At 46.1% G+C, this 16,556-nt stretch carries 17 protein-coding genes and 2 tRNA genes; 13 read left to right on the top strand and 6 right to left on the bottom strand.

Annotated elements, in window-relative coordinates; translation table 11 throughout:
- Positions 1–79: 79 nt before the first annotated feature.
- Together tdh and IT393_03780 are read right to left on the bottom strand one after the other, a co-directional pair.
- The gene (gene tdh, locus IT393_03785; GenBank protein ID MCC7201772.1) at positions 80–1,129 is read right to left on the bottom strand and encodes an L-threonine 3-dehydrogenase; all 1,050 of its coding nucleotides are present in this window, start codon (positions 1,127–1,129) and stop codon (positions 80–82) included.
- On the bottom strand, positions 1,122–1,292 hold the full coding sequence (locus IT393_03780; GenBank protein ID MCC7201771.1) for a hypothetical protein: 171 nt from the start codon (positions 1,290–1,292) through the stop codon (positions 1,122–1,124). The genes tdh and IT393_03780 overlap by 8 nt, the downstream gene beginning before the upstream one ends.
- Positions 1,293–1,430: 138 nt before the next feature.
- Here IT393_03780 and IT393_03775 point away from each other — a divergent pair, with 138 nt between their 5' ends.
- Both IT393_03775 and IT393_03770 read left to right on the top strand, forming a co-directional pair.
- Entirely contained in the window at positions 1,431–1,790 is a 360-nt protein-coding gene (locus IT393_03775; protein MCC7201770.1) for a PilZ domain-containing protein, read from the top strand.
- A gap of 12 nt (positions 1,791–1,802) precedes the next feature.
- Positions 1,803–1,879, top strand: a tRNA-Arg gene (locus IT393_03770).
- 16 nt (positions 1,880–1,895) lie between these two features.
- Here IT393_03770 and IT393_03765 read toward each other — a convergent pair.
- Positions 1,896–2,180 carry a hypothetical protein gene (locus tag IT393_03765; protein MCC7201769.1) on the bottom strand — a complete coding sequence of 95 codons (285 nt, stop codon included), beginning with the start codon at positions 2,178–2,180 and terminating at the stop codon, positions 1,896–1,898.
- Positions 2,181–2,380: 200 nt separating this feature from the next.
- On the opposite strand from IT393_03765, the gene IT393_03760 reads away from it, so the two are divergent.
- From IT393_03760 to IT393_03715, 10 genes are all read left to right on the top strand, one after another.
- Positions 2,381–2,776: a CBS domain-containing protein gene (locus IT393_03760; GenBank protein ID MCC7201768.1), complete on the top strand. Its 396-nt coding sequence runs from the start codon at positions 2,381–2,383 to the stop codon at positions 2,774–2,776.
- A gap of 27 nt (positions 2,777–2,803) precedes the next feature.
- Entirely contained in the window at positions 2,804–4,636 is a 1,833-nt protein-coding gene (locus IT393_03755) for an FAD-dependent oxidoreductase (GenBank protein ID MCC7201767.1), read from the top strand.
- On the top strand, positions 4,633–5,163 hold the full coding sequence (locus IT393_03750; protein MCC7201766.1) for a ubiquinol-cytochrome c reductase iron-sulfur subunit: 531 nt from the start codon (positions 4,633–4,635) through the stop codon (positions 5,161–5,163). The genes IT393_03755 and IT393_03750 overlap by 4 nt, the downstream gene beginning before the upstream one ends.
- A 15-nt stretch (positions 5,164–5,178) precedes the next feature.
- The gene (locus IT393_03745; protein ID MCC7201765.1) at positions 5,179–5,952 is read left to right on the top strand and encodes a cytochrome b N-terminal domain-containing protein; all 774 of its coding nucleotides are present in this window, start codon (positions 5,179–5,181) and stop codon (positions 5,950–5,952) included.
- A 73-nt stretch (positions 5,953–6,025) separates the two neighbouring features.
- A complete protein-coding gene (locus tag IT393_03740; GenBank protein ID MCC7201764.1) occupies positions 6,026–6,793 on the top strand; it encodes a cytochrome B6 in 768 nt (255 codons plus the stop codon).
- A gap of 139 nt (positions 6,794–6,932) precedes the next feature.
- Positions 6,933–7,871: a c-type cytochrome gene (locus tag IT393_03735; GenBank protein MCC7201763.1), complete on the top strand. Its 939-nt coding sequence runs from the start codon at positions 6,933–6,935 to the stop codon at positions 7,869–7,871.
- Positions 7,872–7,884: 13 nt separating this feature from the next.
- Positions 7,885–9,309: a hypothetical protein gene (locus tag IT393_03730; protein ID MCC7201762.1), complete on the top strand. Its 1,425-nt coding sequence runs from the start codon at positions 7,885–7,887 to the stop codon at positions 9,307–9,309.
- Positions 9,310–9,323: 14 nt separating this feature from the next.
- Complete coding sequence (locus tag IT393_03725; protein ID MCC7201761.1) at positions 9,324–10,385, top strand: KamA family radical SAM protein; 1,062 nt, start codon at positions 9,324–9,326, stop codon at positions 10,383–10,385.
- Positions 10,386–10,581: 196 nt separating this feature from the next.
- Positions 10,582–11,697 (top strand): 2'-deoxycytidine 5'-triphosphate deaminase, encoded by a 1,116-nt coding sequence (locus IT393_03720; protein ID MCC7201760.1) that lies wholly within the window; start codon positions 10,582–10,584, stop codon positions 11,695–11,697.
- An 11-nt stretch (positions 11,698–11,708) separates the two neighbouring features.
- The gene (locus IT393_03715) at positions 11,709–12,428 is read left to right on the top strand and encodes a SurA N-terminal domain-containing protein (protein ID MCC7201759.1); all 720 of its coding nucleotides are present in this window, start codon (positions 11,709–11,711) and stop codon (positions 12,426–12,428) included.
- Positions 12,429–12,532: 104 nt separating this feature from the next.
- On the opposite strand, the gene ppc is transcribed toward IT393_03715, so the two are convergent.
- Entirely contained in the window at positions 12,533–15,295 is a 2,763-nt protein-coding gene (ppc, locus tag IT393_03710; protein MCC7201758.1) for a phosphoenolpyruvate carboxylase, read from the bottom strand.
- 157 nt (positions 15,296–15,452) lie between these two features.
- Between ppc and IT393_03705 the strand changes: the two genes are divergently transcribed.
- Positions 15,453–16,076 carry a YqgE/AlgH family protein gene (locus IT393_03705; GenBank protein ID MCC7201757.1) on the top strand — a complete coding sequence of 208 codons (624 nt, stop codon included), beginning with the start codon at positions 15,453–15,455 and terminating at the stop codon, positions 16,074–16,076.
- A gap of 6 nt (positions 16,077–16,082) precedes the next feature.
- On the opposite strand, the gene IT393_03700 is transcribed toward IT393_03705, so the two are convergent.
- Both IT393_03700 and IT393_03695 read right to left on the bottom strand, forming a co-directional pair.
- Positions 16,083–16,157 (bottom strand) — tRNA-Cys (locus IT393_03700).
- An 80-nt stretch (positions 16,158–16,237) separates the two neighbouring features.
- Positions 16,238–16,435 (bottom strand): SAP domain-containing protein, encoded by a 198-nt coding sequence (locus IT393_03695; protein ID MCC7201756.1) that lies wholly within the window; start codon positions 16,433–16,435, stop codon positions 16,238–16,240.
- Between the last annotated feature and the right edge of the window lie 121 nt (positions 16,436–16,556).

Genomic DNA, 16,556 nt, shown 5'->3' with positions numbered 1-16,556 from the left:
TCCGAAAATGCTTCCTTGTCCAGCCATGACGTAGCGCGCGGGGTCATCCCCCACTGCAAGCCGACTATAAAGGTCGGGGCTACATCATCAGCACTACCTTTACCGCCTTCCTTGGTCTTTCCATCAGCAGCGCGAACGCCTTCTCAAAATCATCAAAAGCGAGTTTGTGGGTAATGACAGGCGATATACCGAGCCTCCCTGACTTTAAAAGATTGTGCATTCGCTCCCATGTATCAAATATAATACGGCCATTTATCCCATAAATGGTTATGCCTTTGAATATTACCTGGTTTGTGAGGTTTATCTGTACTGGTGACGGGAAAAGTCCGAACAGAGAAATCCTGCCCCCTTTTCTCAACAGCCTCAGTCCCTGTTTGAGTCCTTTTTCACTGCCCGACATTTCAAGGACAATGTCTGTGCCGTTTCCACCTGTAATATCCATAATCCTCTGTTCCAGATCAGTGTCATCACCGTGAAACAGGGAATCAGCGCCCATCTCCCGTGCCACATCCATCCGTGAAGCGTGGTGGCCGATCAGCCCGACCCAGCTTGCGCCGGAAACACGCGCTATGCCCGCGGAAAAAAGGCCTATCGGCCCGTCGCCGATAATCAATACAGATTTTCCTGTGACTGGTTCAACGAGTGTACAATATACGGCATTTCCGAGGGGGTCCTGCACTGAGGCAATCTCCGGGGGTACATCAGGGTCATTTTTCCATACCCCCCTTGCAGGCATTGCAACGTATTCTGCAAAACAGCCATCCCTGTCTACTCCAAGTATCTCAAGATTATTACAGATATGCTGCTGTCCTATCCTGCATTGAAGACATCTGCCGCATACGACATGGCTGTCTGCCGACACATAGTCTCCAACGGCAGCATTCTTTACAGAACGTCCAACCTCAGTGACCACGCCGGCAAACTCATGTCCCAGGATCATAGGAAGCCTTTTGATGCGCATCTGCGCCCAGTCGTTCCATTTGTAGATATGAAGGTCAGTGCCGCAGACAGATACTGCTTTTGGCTTTATCAAGACCTCATCATCGCCGACTGAGGGAATATTGACAAAGGCCATTTCAAGACCCGGCTGAGGACCTGACTTGATTAAGGCCTTGATTTTCTCAGGCAATCCCGCCCTCTCTGTAATCAGATGCAAAGAAATCTGAAATCAGTTTTTTTACATCGGTTGGGGTAAATGGCTTTGCAAGGTACCTGCATCCATCTGCAATCCTCTTGTCTCTTGTAGATCCACGGTGTCGGTAGGGAGTCTCAATGTCTTTCCCCCTGTCCATGCGTTACCTGCTTTCAGGTAGTTGAATGATAGCAGATGATTTATTGGATGGTCAATACAATTTTGTTGTCTTTCCGGCAGGTTAGAATCATAATTTGATATTGAAAACTGAGTCTGCTTGTAGTATAGTACAAATCCTGTGACTGGTAAAAGTCAGGAAGGGAAGAGGTTGTCTGAGCGCAGGGAGCATACAAGGGTTTCACTAACAGGCAGGATTGATGTAAGAAAAAATGGTGAGGCTTCGTCTCTTGGCTGCCAGGCAGTTAATATAAGCAGAGGCGGAGCAGCCATCTATTCACAGAAACCATATGAGATCAATGCGGAGCTGGTCCTGACAGTATTTTTTAAAAATGTCAGCGGTGAAGAATCCGAAGAAATTGCCGGTATGATCAGATGGATAAAGCCGGTGGAAAATATGTTTGCCATTGGCGTTCAGTTTAAAGAGATTAAAATGGAAAGTCACCCCTTGATATTCTTGTACCTTGATTCCAATGAGTGACTGACTAACACCGCCCCCGTAGCTCAGTCGGATAGAGCAGCGGTTTCCTAAACCGTTTGTCGGACGTTCAATTCGTCTCGGGGGCGCCAATACTTTTAGTGTGATTCAGGCTACGCAGCCAAGCTCGAATACAATATCCAGTGCTGAGTCAATATTGGCCTTTCTCTCCAGTAGATGCTCCAGGTTCCACTTGCCGCCAGTGGCTCTCTCCTCAACGTCGCGGCCGAAGAATTCCCACAGTATATCTATCTGTTCCCTGCCTATTCTGTTCAGAGGTTTCAGCACCCATAGCAGGTTTTTTACCTCAGCTATTTTGAAGGCATCAATGGTATCATTTGTAAAGCTGTCGTATAACGCAAAGATCTTTTGTTTAAGGACTGTAAGGCTCATTTTGCACCTCCCTGAAAGGCAGACAGGCTATTTTGTGTCTATAATTCGTAAATTCGGAAACCTGTCCTTTTTTCTTTAGTAATTTTATTCATATTCCTCAAAATTTTTTGATAAAAAATCATACCAGCCAGTTGACAAGCATAATATTTACATGATAATTTAGAATTCCCGCAAATCAGATCCTAAAAGGAGGCATTTTAATGATCCCTGTGAAAAGGGTGATGGCAAGAAGTCTCGTGACTGTGGACAAGCAAATAACCGTTCAGGAGGTCGCAAAGATCATGGAATCTAAAGAGGTTGGAAGTGTCCTTGTCCTGGATAAAGAAAGCGGTGAGATAGCGGGAATCGTGACTGAAAGGGATATCGTTAAAAAGGTTGTGGCAAAAGGGGTGGATGGGAGCAGTTATCTGGTTAAAGGAATAATGAGCTCTCCTCTTCTGACTATAGATAGCAATAAGACAATATTTGAGGCAGGGGATTACATGGATCAAAAGAAGGTAAGACACCTTGCAGTTACAGAGAGTGGTAAGGTAGTTGGAGTAATATCTGTCCGAGATCTTATCAATCCATCTCAATATGATGAGGAGGCCTGGTAGCAGACAATCAGGTTGTGAGGGGTTTATTTGAAGAGCAGGTATAAGGTGGTAGTCCCTGATGTGGACTACTTTGCTGAACAGGTAAAATGCAGAAGCTCGTGCCCGGTTGGAACTGACTCTGGCGGTTATGTTCAGGCGATTGCCGAGGGCGATTATGAGAGGGCTTATGCAATTGCGAGGGGGCCCAATCCCTTTGCATCAGTTTGCGGCCGCATATGCGGCCATCCGTGTGAAGCTGCATGCCGGAGGGGGAATATTGATGAGTCCGTATCAATAAGGGCCCTTAAGCGTTTTGTAACAGAAAAGTATGGTGTTGAGGCTGTAGCCGATCCCCGCGGCGTCCTCAGATTTTCAAAAACCCGCAGAGAACTTCTAAAACCCGGAACTGCAGAGAAGGTAGCCATAATTGGCGCAGGGCCGGCAGGGCTCACTGCTGCGCATGATCTGGCACTCTTTGGCTACAAAGTCACTGTATTTGAGTCAGAGCCAGAGCCGGGCGGTATGATGGTTTTTGGAATTCCCCACTACAGACTTTCCAGACAGCTTGTCAAATCTGAAATTGCATCCATTGAGGCTTTGGGTGTTGAGATTCGGTGCAACACGCCTGTCGGAAAAGACCTGACGCTTGCTAATCTGAAAGATATGGGTTATAAGGCGATTCTCATAGCAGTAGGTTTGCAGAATGGCCGCTCCCTGCCTATAGAAGGAACGAATCTAAAAGGCGTACATATAGGGATGGATTTTATCAAGGCATGTAATTACGGGCGACCGCCTGAGATCGGCAAAAAGATAGTGGTAATTGGTGGTGGTAATGTGGCCTACGATGCCTCAAGGTCTGCTGTAAGACTTGGGCCGGATAAAGAGGTTCATATGTCATGTCTTGAGACAAGAAGTATAATGCCTGCTGATCCGGTTGAGATAATGGAAGGTGAAGAAGAAGGTATCATCCTTCACGACGGTTTTGGCCCTAAGAGGATAGTTGGAAAAGACGGCCGGGTCACAGGGCTTGAGGTTCAAAAATGCTTAAGTGTGTTTGATGAGAATAAGAGGTTTAATCCGCAGTTTGCTCCCAACTCAGAGACTGTAATAGAGTGCGACACGGTGATCATTACCGTTGGTCAGGGGGCAGATCTCTCATTTATAAAACAAGAGGACGGGATTGAACAGGTAAGGCCAGGCGTTTTAAAGGTTAACCTTGATAACTATAAAACGAGTGTCCCCGGCATCTTTGCAACAGGTGATGTGGCGTATGGGCCTAAGCTCCTGATTACTGCTGTGGCTGCTGGACAGAAGGCCGCAAGGTCTATTGATGAATATCTTAGGGGCGTAAGTATCCGGATAAAGCGAAGGGGCATCATGCACCCTGTTGCAGGGCCAAAAGATTATAAGATGTTCAGGGACTATGACCGTCTTGAGAGGGAAGAGCCTCCGGCAATAGATGCGGGGGCAAGAAAGAAGAACGTAGACCTTGTTGAGATAGGATATAAAGAAGATGCAGCCACAGAACAGGGGATCAGATGTCTGAAGTGTCACATAAATACAATATTTGATGGTGACCTGTGCATACTCTGCGGAGGGTGTGTTGATGTGTGTCCAACGTACTGTCTTAAGATGGTCCCTGTAACGGAAATAGACGGGGATGAAAACTTAAGAAAGGTGGTTGAGGCAAGATATAAGATTTCATGGGAAGAGCTTGCTGTTGGCGACAGGGCTGCGGTGGCACAGATGGGCACAGCAATGATAAAGGATGAAGATATGTGCATAAGATGCGGGCATTGCGCCAAGCGCTGCCCTACAGGCGCCGTAACTATGGAGATATTTGAATATATAGAGGAGTTTGAAGAGGTTTCGAATAAGTGAAAGATATTGATGAGACAATAACAAGAAGGGACTTTTTCTCTTTAGTCGGGTGGGGCGGGATTGCTGCTACGTTCGGCGGGTCTGCATACAGCTTCTATAAATTTTATTTCCCTAATGTGCTGTACGAAACTCAGAAGGTCTTTAAAATAGGCAAGCCATCGGATTATCCTGAGGGACTTAGTGAGAAGTGGAAGAAAGAGAGGCAGGTATGGGTAGTCCGCAATGAACGCGGTATTTATGTGATGATATCCATATGCAGGCATCTTGGCTGCACCCCTAACTGGTTTCAGGACAAACAGGCGTTCCTTTGCCCGTGTCATGGCAGCATTTTTAGTATAGAAGGGAATGTATTAGGAGGGCCGTCACCAAGGCTCCTGTGGCGTGCAGCGATCAAGATTGATCCCACTGATGGACAGATTGTTGTGGACTTTAACCACAGGCAGGACCCTGATCCTGTATCAACAGAGCAGGGTTTAAGGGTTGATGAGGCCTCACGTGAGGTAGAGCCGTTCTTTTTGAACGTGTAGTTAAGGGGAGGAATGATGGCCAGCGGTAAGTCGGATAAGATAACAGAGTGGATAAAGAGCACACAAGTCTATAAGGCTGTATTCCGTCATGGTTATGAAGATACGCCTCGCAACCGGTCGCTTACTACATTCAGCAATGTCCTGTATCACCTCCATCCTGTTAAGACGAGATGGGAGTCCATAAGATTCAGATATACATGGTGCATGGGAGGTGTATCACTCCTGTTATTTGTAATGCTCGCATTAACAGGTGTTATGCTGATGTTCTATTACGTACCTGATGTCAGGCGTGCCTATCAGGATATCAAGGATATGATGACTGTTGTTTCGTATGGGACGACATTCAGAAACATACACAGGTTTGCTGCCCAGGGGATGGTTGCTACAGTCTGGATACATATGACGAGGGTATTTCTTACAGGCTCGTACAAGTCTCCCCGCGAATTCAACTGGGTGATAGGTGTGGTGCTTTTGATGCTTACACTGTTGTTAAGCTGGACCGGCTATCTGCTTCCGTGGGATCAGCTTGCACTCTGGGCTATTACCGTGGGAACAAAGATGGCTGCTGCAACCCCGCTGTTTGGTGTTGAAGGACCTTTCGGGACACAGCTTGGCATGAGGCCCGACAATGATGTGAAGTTTATGCTGCTTGGCGGTACTGAGGTGGGTCAGAACGCCCTCCTAAGATTCTATGTGCTTCATTGTGTAGTACTGCCAATGCTTGTAGTGTTATTCCTTGCAGTCCATTTCTGGAGGGTAAGGAAAGACGGGTTCTCAGGCCCGCTATAATAAACAGGGAGATATGATGGCAGAGAAATCTCACGATATTTTCCCGAGAGATCCTGATAAGACATATGGTCTGATGGAGCTCGTCAAGGGGACAACCCCGGGTATCGAAAAAGAACCGGAAGATACGATATTTTCATGGCCGCATCTGTTCTATCTTGAATTTCTCTGTGTATTAATTGTGACAGGCCTCCTTCTCTTTGCCTCTGTTTATCTTGGCGCACCCCTTGAAGAAGAGGCAAGCCGGGATACAACGCCAAATCCGATGAAGGCGCCCTGGTATTTTCTGGGTCTTCAGGAACTGCTTGTATTTTTTGACCCGTGGATAGCAGGTGTCGGACTTCCTATTCTTATTGCAGGCGGTCTGATGCTGATACCCTTCCTCGACAGAAATCCCAGGGGCAGGGGCTATTATACCTTCTCGGAACGTAAATTTGCTGTAACCAGCTATTCATTTGGCATGGCCCTGTGGCTGGTGCTTATTGTCATTGGCGTCTGGTTCAGGGGTCTTGACTGGAACTGGTACTGGCCGTGGGATAATGCCCATGTACACAAACCCCCGGCTACTGGCCTTGAAGACCTGCCAATTATCTTTGCAAGAGTACTCGGTATAGGTGTGTTTGCAGGAAAGGCATTGTCAGACCTTATAGTGCTTGCGTATTTTGGGGCCGGCCTTATTATACCGGCAATGTATTTTAAGGATTTTGTTAAAAAGCTCGGTCTGGTCAGGTATGTGCCTCTGGCGGTAATGTATCTCATAATGATTGGCATACCTGTAAAAATCGGACTCAGGCTTGTTTTTAATATAAAATATGTAGTGCTGACACCGTGGTTTAAAATTTAGGGTGGAGACAATATGTTGCAAAGACTTGGCATAGGGGTATTCTTCGTAATCGTGACTGCAATAATTACTTTTGGTATTATGGGTGTTTCCAGTTATATGGAGAATTTATACAAGAGGACTAATAAGAGAAAGTAACATTATGAAAGATCGTAACTGGGATAGAGCAGTCATGAGAAAGCGGAATAAGATATTTGCCGCTGCAGTTGTTATTATTATGATCATTGCAATTTTTATTTTCTACAGGGAGAATAACAAAGAGTGGATGCATTATCAGAGGAATTACAATAAAAAGATGGCATCGAAGCTGAATGACCCATCGTATCTCAAGGCGCCACTCAAAATAGATCAGATATGGCTTCCGCAATTAAATACTACGGACAGGTGTATTACCTGCCATATGGGGGTAAGCAATCCTCTTGCTGTTGATGAACCTCAACCGCTGACTGCGCATCCGGGTGATTTTCTTAAGACCCATCCAATGGATAAGTTTGGCTGTACTGTATGCCATCAGGGTGACGGCCAGGTAGTTTCTGTGGAAGGGACCCATGGGGCAGTTCATCACCTCAATCGCCAGCTTTTGGCGCAGGAGTATGCCCAGTCGTCGTGCCCCAAATGCCATATGGAGCTGCATGATAACTCAATAACAGCCGCAGATTTCCCAGGAGCTGCTGCATTCTTAAGAGGCAGGGACCTTTCTTTTCAATTTGGGTGCAGGGGGTGCCACAACATAAATGGCACTGGCGGCACGATCGGTCCGGAACTCACAGGCTTGGGCAGCAAGACAGAACTCGCCTTCTTTTTGATTCATGATTTCCAGCATATCGAAGGTCATCATACAATGGCACACTGGATATATGAACATTTTCTTGATCCACAGAAGGTTGTTCCCGGCAATCCTGAGATGAACTTTGCTGCTACCATAATGCCCAATTTTGGCCTTACTGAGGAGCAGGCAAAGGACCTGACTATATATGTGCTTGGTTTGAGGAATTCCAAGGTGGAAGGAATTCCTCACGAGTATATAGCTGCAAAAAAACTGGCACAGACCTCTTCCGGCCGTACAAGGTCCATTCAGTAGAGGACGGGTATTTATGGGTATGTCACCAGAAGACCGGTGCCGGCATATCAGGGAAAGACTTACAATTGATGGTGTGTATAACCAGTGGCGTGTCTCCCCTGAGCCTTACCTGCTGGAAGACACTGAAGTCAGAGCGCTTGAGCAGCTTGGCCCCTGCCTTTATTCTTTCTATAAAGCATCGAATAAAATATATTACGAAAGCATTATTGGCAGGCAGCCTTCCTGGATTGCCGGATATCTCAATCAGGGAAAGCCTCAATCTCTTATAGAATATGCCTCAATGAACAGGATGAAACGGCTGCTCCCGGCCGTTATAAGACCTGATATAATTCTTACAGAACAGGGGATGGTTGCGGCTGAACTGGATTCTGTTCCCGGGGGAATAGGATTAACAGGAAGTCTTAACAGGGTGTACAGTTCCTTCGGCTATTCAGTAACAGGTCAGGATGATGGGATTTTTAATGGTTTTATGAATATGATAAGGGGTGTTTCCTCGCTGCATGACCCTGTAGTCGCAACCGTAGTATCAGATGAATCCAGGGATTACATGGCTGAAATGGAGTTTCTGTCAGCAACAATTAGGGAGTCCGGCGGCAGGGCGTATACAGTGAAACCGCAGGACTTGATTTATGATGAAGATGGATTATACCTTGATACAGGTGCCGGACGTTTGAGGGTTGATGCAATTTACAGATTTTTCGAACTCTTTGATCTCAGAAATGTACCTAAAACAGAACTAATGCTGTACTGCGCTAAAAAAAAGGAGGTGGCAGTAACCCCTCCATTTAAACACTTCCTTGAGGAGAAGATGCTTTATGCCCTGTTTCATCACCCTCTCCTCGAAGAGTATTGGATTAATGAACTGGGGCAGGATGTATTTAATACTTTGGCTGATCTCTTTCCCTGCACATGGATTCTCGATCCCTCTGAAATGCCGCCATATGGTATAATACCAGGACTCAGGATTGGCAAAAGAAAGGCGGTTTCTCACTGGTCTGATCTCTCAGATGCTACGCAGAAGGAGAGGCAGTTTGTCATAAAGCCCTCCGGATTTTCAGAGCTGGCGTGGGGCAGCAGGGGTGTGACAGTCGGTGAGGATGTGTCGAAAGAGGACTGGAGCGCTGTTATTGAAGAGGTATTGGGGGGGTTCAACACGACACCATACATCCTTCAGGAGTTTCATAAGGGAAGGCATGTGCAGATAGGTTATTTGGAGGAAGGGAAGGGGAATGACGGTATAAAGGCCATGACAGGCCGTGTCCGGCTCTGTCCATATTATTTTGTGGAAGGTGAAGAGGTTAAGTTGAGGGGGATAATGGCAACCATATGCCCGCTCGACAAGAGGCTTATCCATGGGATGAAGGATGCTGTTATTACTGCTGTGGGGATTAGTCGCGATAAGGCAGGAATGGGATTTGAAGTGATAGTCAATAATTAAGGGGTGATGTTATAGTGGAGCGTTGGCAGCATATACTAAAAAAGAGCCTTATAAGGCCTTCGCAGATTTCTGAGGAATTCGGACTTGATGCAGAGACCCTTGCAAGGATTATGGATGAATATCCTGCACGAATTAATCCCTATTTTCTGAGTCTCATCACTGGGAAAGACGATCCGCTTTACAGGCAGGTTGTCCCTGATGCCCAGGAGATCCATGATAATGCCGGACTTGATGACCCTCTCAATGAAGAGGGTGACAGCCCGGTATTTTCCGTAGTTCACCGTTATGAAGACAGGGCGCTGCTAATGGTGACCCATCAGTGTCCTGTCTATTGCAGGTTCTGCACGAGAAAACGGTTTGTAGGCAGGGAGCCTGTCTCAAGAGAGATGGTGAGAAAAGGCATCGCATACATCCGGGAGCATAATGAGATAAAAGATGTCATACTCTCCGGCGGAGATCCCCTGCTATTAAAGGACAGGGAGATTGAAGAGATACTGCGGTCATTAAATGAGATACCGCACGTCGAAATAATCAGGATAGGCACACGTGTTCCCGGTACGCTGCCTCAGAGGATAACAAAAAGACTCTGTAATATGTTGAAAAAATATCATCCATTGTATATGAATATAAACTTCATTCATCCGGCTGAGATAACGAAAGAGGTTGCCATTGCCTGCGGCCGGCTCGCTGATGCAGGCATTCCGCTCGGAAGCCAGACTGTCCTGCTTAAAGGGATCAATGATAATGTGGAGACGATTAAGGAGCTAATGCAGAAACTTCTGGCAATACGGGTAAAACCGTATTATCTTTATCAGGCTGACCTCACCCGCGGCACAGATCATTTAAGGACTCCGGTTGAGTGTGGATTAAACATAATAAAGGCGCTTCAGGGCAGGATATCAGGAATGGCAATACCCAGATTTGTTATTGACTTGCCGGGAGGCGGGGGAAAGATCCCGCTGCTCCCTTCGGATTTTGTCGTAGAGATTAATGACAGGGAGGTAGTAGCAAGGAATTATAATGATAAGGTCTACAGCTACCCTCAGCCAGATCAGGAGAAGGTTAGCTGTGATTAACGGAGATTTTCCGGTGAACCGTCATGAGCCCTTCGACTGTTCGACAAGCTCACAGCTCAGGGCTCACAAGGTTCATGAAAACGTCATGCCCGTGTAAGCGGGAATCCAGACTGAGGCCTGGTTCTGGATTCCCACTCTCCGCTTAAATTATACGGGGGGTTCCGTGGGAATGACAGGTACATAGGAGCATTTTGGGATGAATAAAGGCACTCTGCCAATACAAAATCTGAAACAGCTAATCGGGACCGGGGTGATAAAGCCTTCAGTCCCTGTCATTGATAAACAACTGCAGCCTGCAAGTATAGACTTAAGGCTTGGCAGCAAGGCCTATCGGGTCAGAAGCAGTTTCCTGCCGCAGCGCAGGAGTGTGCAGGAACTGCTCGATGAGCTGTACATGTATGAGGTAGACCTTGATGATAATGGGATACTCGAAAAGAAGAATGTATATGTTATCCCATTAATCGAAGAGCTGCACCTGCCACCGGAGATAAATGGCAAGGCCAACCCAAAAAGTTCAACCGGCAGACTGGATATATTTACCAGGGTTATTACAGACAAGGGTTACAGATTTGATGAGATTGATAACGGATATTCCGGTGCCCTATACCTTGAAGTCTTCCCAAGGTCATTTACAGTCAGGGTAACGACCGGCCAGAGCCTCAATCAGCTAAGACTATTTAATGACCGCCAGCATGTTGAAGACAGGTTGCTTTCCAGTGTCTGTGATTCAGAAAAACTGTTATTTAACGAGGATGGTGTGTTATTGCCGTCAGAGGCGGCCATTATTAGAGACGGGCTCTGCATGAGGGTGGATCTAAAGGGAAGGACAAGCAAAGGCATTGTAGGATTTAAGGCAAAAAAAAACAGTTCAATCATTGATCTCAGCAAGGCTGGTGGATATCTCGCGTCTGACTACTGGGAGCCTATACATGCCCCCAGGGAGGGATTTCTGATCCTGGAGCCTGAGGAGTTTTATATATTTGCATCAAAAGAAAAGGTGCGGGTGCCTCTTGAATACGCAGCCGAGATGATAGAGTTCGATGCAGGGTCCGGCGAGTTGAGGACGCACTACGCCGGTTTTTTTGACAGCGGTTTTGGTTATGGACATGGTGAGGTTAATGGCACGAGGTCTGTCCTTGAGGTAAGGCCGCATGATGTGCCGTTCCGCATAGAAGATGGTCAGGTCTTTTTCAAGATACGGTATGAGAAAATGGCTGGACGGCCTGAGACAAGCTATGGAACGGATATAGGCTCGCACTATCATGCTCAGGAGCTGGCGCTTAGCAAGCATTTTAAAAACGATCTGTATTAGGGAGGTTCAACATGTTAAAAATAGTACGCGAACTTGCTGTTGATAACCCATTGGTTCTCAAAATTATAATGGGGGTTATTGCTGTTACGTTTGTCCTTTCAATGGGTTGGTATGGTATTCAGTCACGTGATGCCGATGTGGTCGCCTCTGTAAATGGCCAGGATATAAAGGCTCAGGACTACAGGAGGGTTTACAACAGGACTGTAGAGAGTTACAAGGATATGTATAAAGACAAGTTTGATGCTGAAATGCTGGAGAAGCTGAACATTAGGGATAAGGTTATGGACGATCTCGTAGCAAGAAAACTCTGGCTTGAGGCTGCAGGTGATGTTGGTTTGAGTGTCAGTGATGACGAGTTAAGGGATGGCATAATGAAAATGAAGATGTTTCACAGGGAAGGAAAATTTGACCGCAGCCTTTATAAAGGCATTCTTGATGCAAACCGTTTGTCTGAAGCGGTTTTTGAGGGGTCCCAGCGGGAGGAAATACTTATAGAAAAGATTAAGAGCATTATAAGGGATTCAGTTACAGTCTCGGACGCTGAAGTCAATGAGGCTTTTCCATCAGGTTTGCCCGGAGGCAAGGGTGGGGCTTCGGCAGAGAGGGTTCCAGAGGAACTTCAGAGGCTTAAGAAGTTCCTGAAATTCCAGAAGCAGGAAAAGGCAGTCATGTCATATGCGGTTGCCATGCGGGCCAAAGCAAAAATTAAGGTAAATAAAGAACTCCTGTAGAGAGGCGATGGAATTGGATATTACCCCTGGAAAAGGGGGAAATTAGTTCCCCCCTTTAGTAAAGGGGGGATAGGGGGGATTTGGACGGAGATTTTCGAGTGAACCTATCCAGTGTTTCTCATGCCGGCCGCTATGCAACTGATTGTAAGTAAAACAGTGTCAGTCAGCTCTTTCTTATTAACTGCACTGGTCTTATCCCCCCTGAGTTGCTTCAGCAGGTTTACCTGGATATAGTTTATAGGATCCATGAAAGGGTTTCTAAGCCTTATGGATCGCTGAAGCCATGGATCATTGTCGAGCAGGTCTTTTTGTCCGGTGATAAAGAGTATCATCTCTCTTGATAATTCAAACTCCATTTTTATGATATCAAAAATCCTGTCTCTTATAGCTGAATCCGGCAGCAGGTGGGAATATAGATGTGCAATATTCATGTCCGCCTTTACCATAGTCATCTGAGTGTTATCGAGCAGGTTTTCAAAGAATGGCCACTTTTGATACATTTCCTTCAGGAGGATGGAATGGGCCGCAGGGTCACGATCAATAAATTTCTTAAAGGTGCTCCCTATGGGATACCATGCTGGCAGCATGCACCTGCTTTGTGTCCAGCTGAATACCCATGGTATTGCCCGGAGGTCTTCAATCCTCCAGCCCTCTTCCTTTCTTTTTGAGGGGCGTGAACCAATTTTGGCAAGACCTATTTCATTAACCGGCGTGGCATGAATAAAGTACGTGTAAAAATGAGGGTCATCTACAAGTTCCCTGTAAAGTTTATACGCCATATACGAGAGTTCATCCAGGATAGGGGTGTATTTTTCATCCAGCGCTTCTATCTCCTTGTGGAAGGCGGGTGTGCTGGCCTCGATAACCCCTGCACACAGGAGCTCAAGGTTGTGGAGTGCGGTTCCCTGGTTTGCATATTTTGATGATATAACCTCACCCTGCTCCGTAATCTTAATGTCGCACTGAATAGTGCCCGGAGGCTGCGCAAGAATAGCCTTGTGCGTTGGTCCGCCGCCCCTTCCTACAGTACCGCCTTTGCCGTGAAACAACCTGAGGCGCATCCCATGTTTCTGAGCAACATCCCGCAGTATCTTCTGCGCCTTATAGAGTTCCCACCCGGATGTAATTATACCGCCGTCCTTGTTGCTGTCAGAATAGCCAAGCATGATCTCCTGCAATTTTCCACGCTGCTCCAGATGTCTCCTGTAAACAGGAAGTGAGAACAGGCCCTCCATTATTGTGCCGGACCTTCTAAGGTCATCAATAGTCTCAAAGAGTGGGACGATGTCAAGGAACCTGATGCCGGCCTCTTTTGCAAGAAGCAGTACTGTCAGTATATCGCTTAACTCATGGGTCATACTGATTATATAGGTGTTAATCGCATCAGGACTTATGTTTTCTCTTGCCCATTTAATAACCCTGAATGTCTCTACTGTCCTGCGGCACTCAGCAGGCAGGGTCATGTCCTCATGGATCAGCGGGCGCCGGTTCTCTATTTCCATTGCAAGGATCCGGATCTTTTCATCTTCAGGCATATTAATGTAATCCGGATATATTCCCAGCACTTCAAATATTTCCAATATTGCCCTTGTATGCTTTGACGCCTCTTCCCGTATGTCAAGCCGGACGAGGTGGAATGCAAATACCTCTATCCTCTTTATCAACGCGTCTATTTCTATCTCTGCGGTCTTTGAACCCTTGTTTTCATAAAGACTCCTCCGGATTATCTGCAGGTCATTCAGGAACTCTGATGCATTTTGATAGAGCTTCTCTGAATGGGCCACCGCAGAGGTCAACACTGCGGTATTGACCTCCCTTGTTTTCTCAAGTCTTATTTTTATAAATGAAAGCTTTTGCCTGTATGGTTCATATGGGTTTCTGTCAATGATACGCTGACCTGTATCTGGCATATTTGCCGCATCAATCTCTATTGATGCGAGGAGTTCCGGGGAGACATTGACCTTTGTTGTTGACTGACTGAGACTGCCTATTAACTCATTGACAGACTGAATATAAAGGGAGAGGATCAGGTCTTTCTGAGCCTTCAGCGCCCACCTTGTCAGGTCAGGCGTTACATTAGGATTACCGTCCCTGTCTCCCCCAATCCATGAACCGAATTTAAGGAAAGGGGGGAGGTGTAGTTCATTATCAGGATAGAATTTTCCCAGTGCCCTTTTTAACGCCAGGTAGAGTTTTGGAATAACCGGATAAAATGCCTCCCGGAAATAGTGGATCCCGTTGGTAATCTCTTCCTGTACAGTGGGCCTTTCAAGGAATATGTCGCCTGTTTGCCAGAGTTTTTGTATCTCATTGATTATCTCCTGGCCAAGAAGCGCCTTTTCATCAGGTGTCCATATAGGGTTTTCTTTTTTAAATATTGTGAGGTATATCTTCCTGTACTTCTTCAGTATGGTAAGACGTTTTGCCTCAGTTGGATGGGCAGTCATGACCGGTTCTATTGAAAGGTTGTCTATAACATCAAGGATAATCTGCCTGTTTACACCCTTGTCTTTCAACCTTGCAAGGCAGTCCTCAAAGGAGCCTCTGATCCTTTCCCCCTCCCGCAGAATCTCCCTTCTCTGCTGCATACCGAAGTTTTCTTCAGCCGTATTCAGCAGATAGAAATAAAGCGCAAACGCCTGGATTAGCTTTGATGCTGTAGGAATATTGAGTTTTTCTGATTCCCGTAGAAGAAATTCCTCGATGGAAGGGTCGTATTGGTCCTTGATTTTCTTACAGGCATTTTCAAAATCTTTTATTAAATGGAAGAGCTCATCCCCTTCCTGCTCCCTTATTACCTCGCTAAGGGCGTCTTCAAGATACTGTATATCCGCCTGCAGGCGGCTGTCGTCCAAATGTTGTTCCATTATTTATCCTTTTAAGGTTCAGTTTTATGATAATATTATATACCTCTATGCAAAGCAGAATCAAAATAATTCTCTTTGCTTTACAGGATTTTCTCTATCCTGTTGCAGGTATCGGTCTCGTCGCCTGCAAATACGTTGTCAATGAGGAGGGATCTTCATGAAAACAATTAAACAGACAAAATATATTTTATGTCTCGTTGTTATTGCATTCTGCCTCTGTTCTCTCCCTGAAGCAGCCGTACCCTCTGATAATCATGAGATCGTGCCGCTCCAGCCGGGCGTATTCCTGGTTGCGAAACCTCATCTTGCTGACCCTAATTTCATTCATTCAGTGGTCCTGCTGGTTTCTTACGGCAAGGAAGGGGCAACGGGGGTGGTTATCAACAGGCCGTCATATGTTCAGTTGCGCCACTTAATCCCTGAACTAAAGGGACTGAAAGGTGCAGCTATACCCCTTTTCAAGGGTGGGCCTGTGGACATTGGTGATATAAATATCCTGTTTACCTCTGATAAGTCAGGGGAAGGGACAAAACAGGTCTTTGATAATGTGTATTTTACCGGGAAAAAGGAATTGATCCTCTCACTCCTGCAGGAAGGACCGGTAAATGCCATGGTGCGTGTTTACGCAGGGTATGCCGGCTGGGCGCCTGGTCAGCTTGAACACGAGATAATGCGCGGCGACTGGATTACCATAAAGGCAGATGTTAATAAGATCTTTGCTGAAGAGCCTGCCAGGGTATGGCCTTCTATATTTACGATAAGGGAAGAATTGATGATCTGAGTCTATTGGAGGCGGCGAGCGGATTTGAACCGCTGAATAAAGGTTTTGCAGACCTCTGCCTTACCACTTGGCTACGCCGCCCTTTTTATAGTTTATCTTTATAATGACAGTATTGACCTGTTTTATGGATTCTCAGTATCAGGATTTTTGCTATCAGAAGATTACTGAGATTTTTTAGATGGTTTCAGGCAGTCATTTCTCCAGAGACAGTTCCACTGATCGCAAAAATTGCCGGTTGCTGATCCAAAGCAATCGAAATTCCCCTCTTTTCTCTGGATAGATTTGATGAGATCAACCTTGTTACCAGTTGCAGGGACTCCAACCTGCTGGGCAAGCTTTTTGATTTCCGGTAGCGTCATATTCTTCCTCCTTTTAAAAATGCAGAAATTAGTATACTCTATTTCTACTATGTCAGTCAACTCATTGGCGAAAATGTCGTAAATTTATTCATAATATGAAAAATAAAGTTTACTATCCTGT

The sequence above is a fragment of the Nitrospirota bacterium genome (assembly GCA_020851375.1).
Classification (GTDB): Bacteria; Nitrospirota; 9FT-COMBO-42-15; order HDB-SIOI813; family HDB-SIOI813; genus RBG-16-43-11.
Note: the sequence above shows the minus strand (reverse complement) of the source record. Positions and strands in the feature narration are given on the sequence as shown.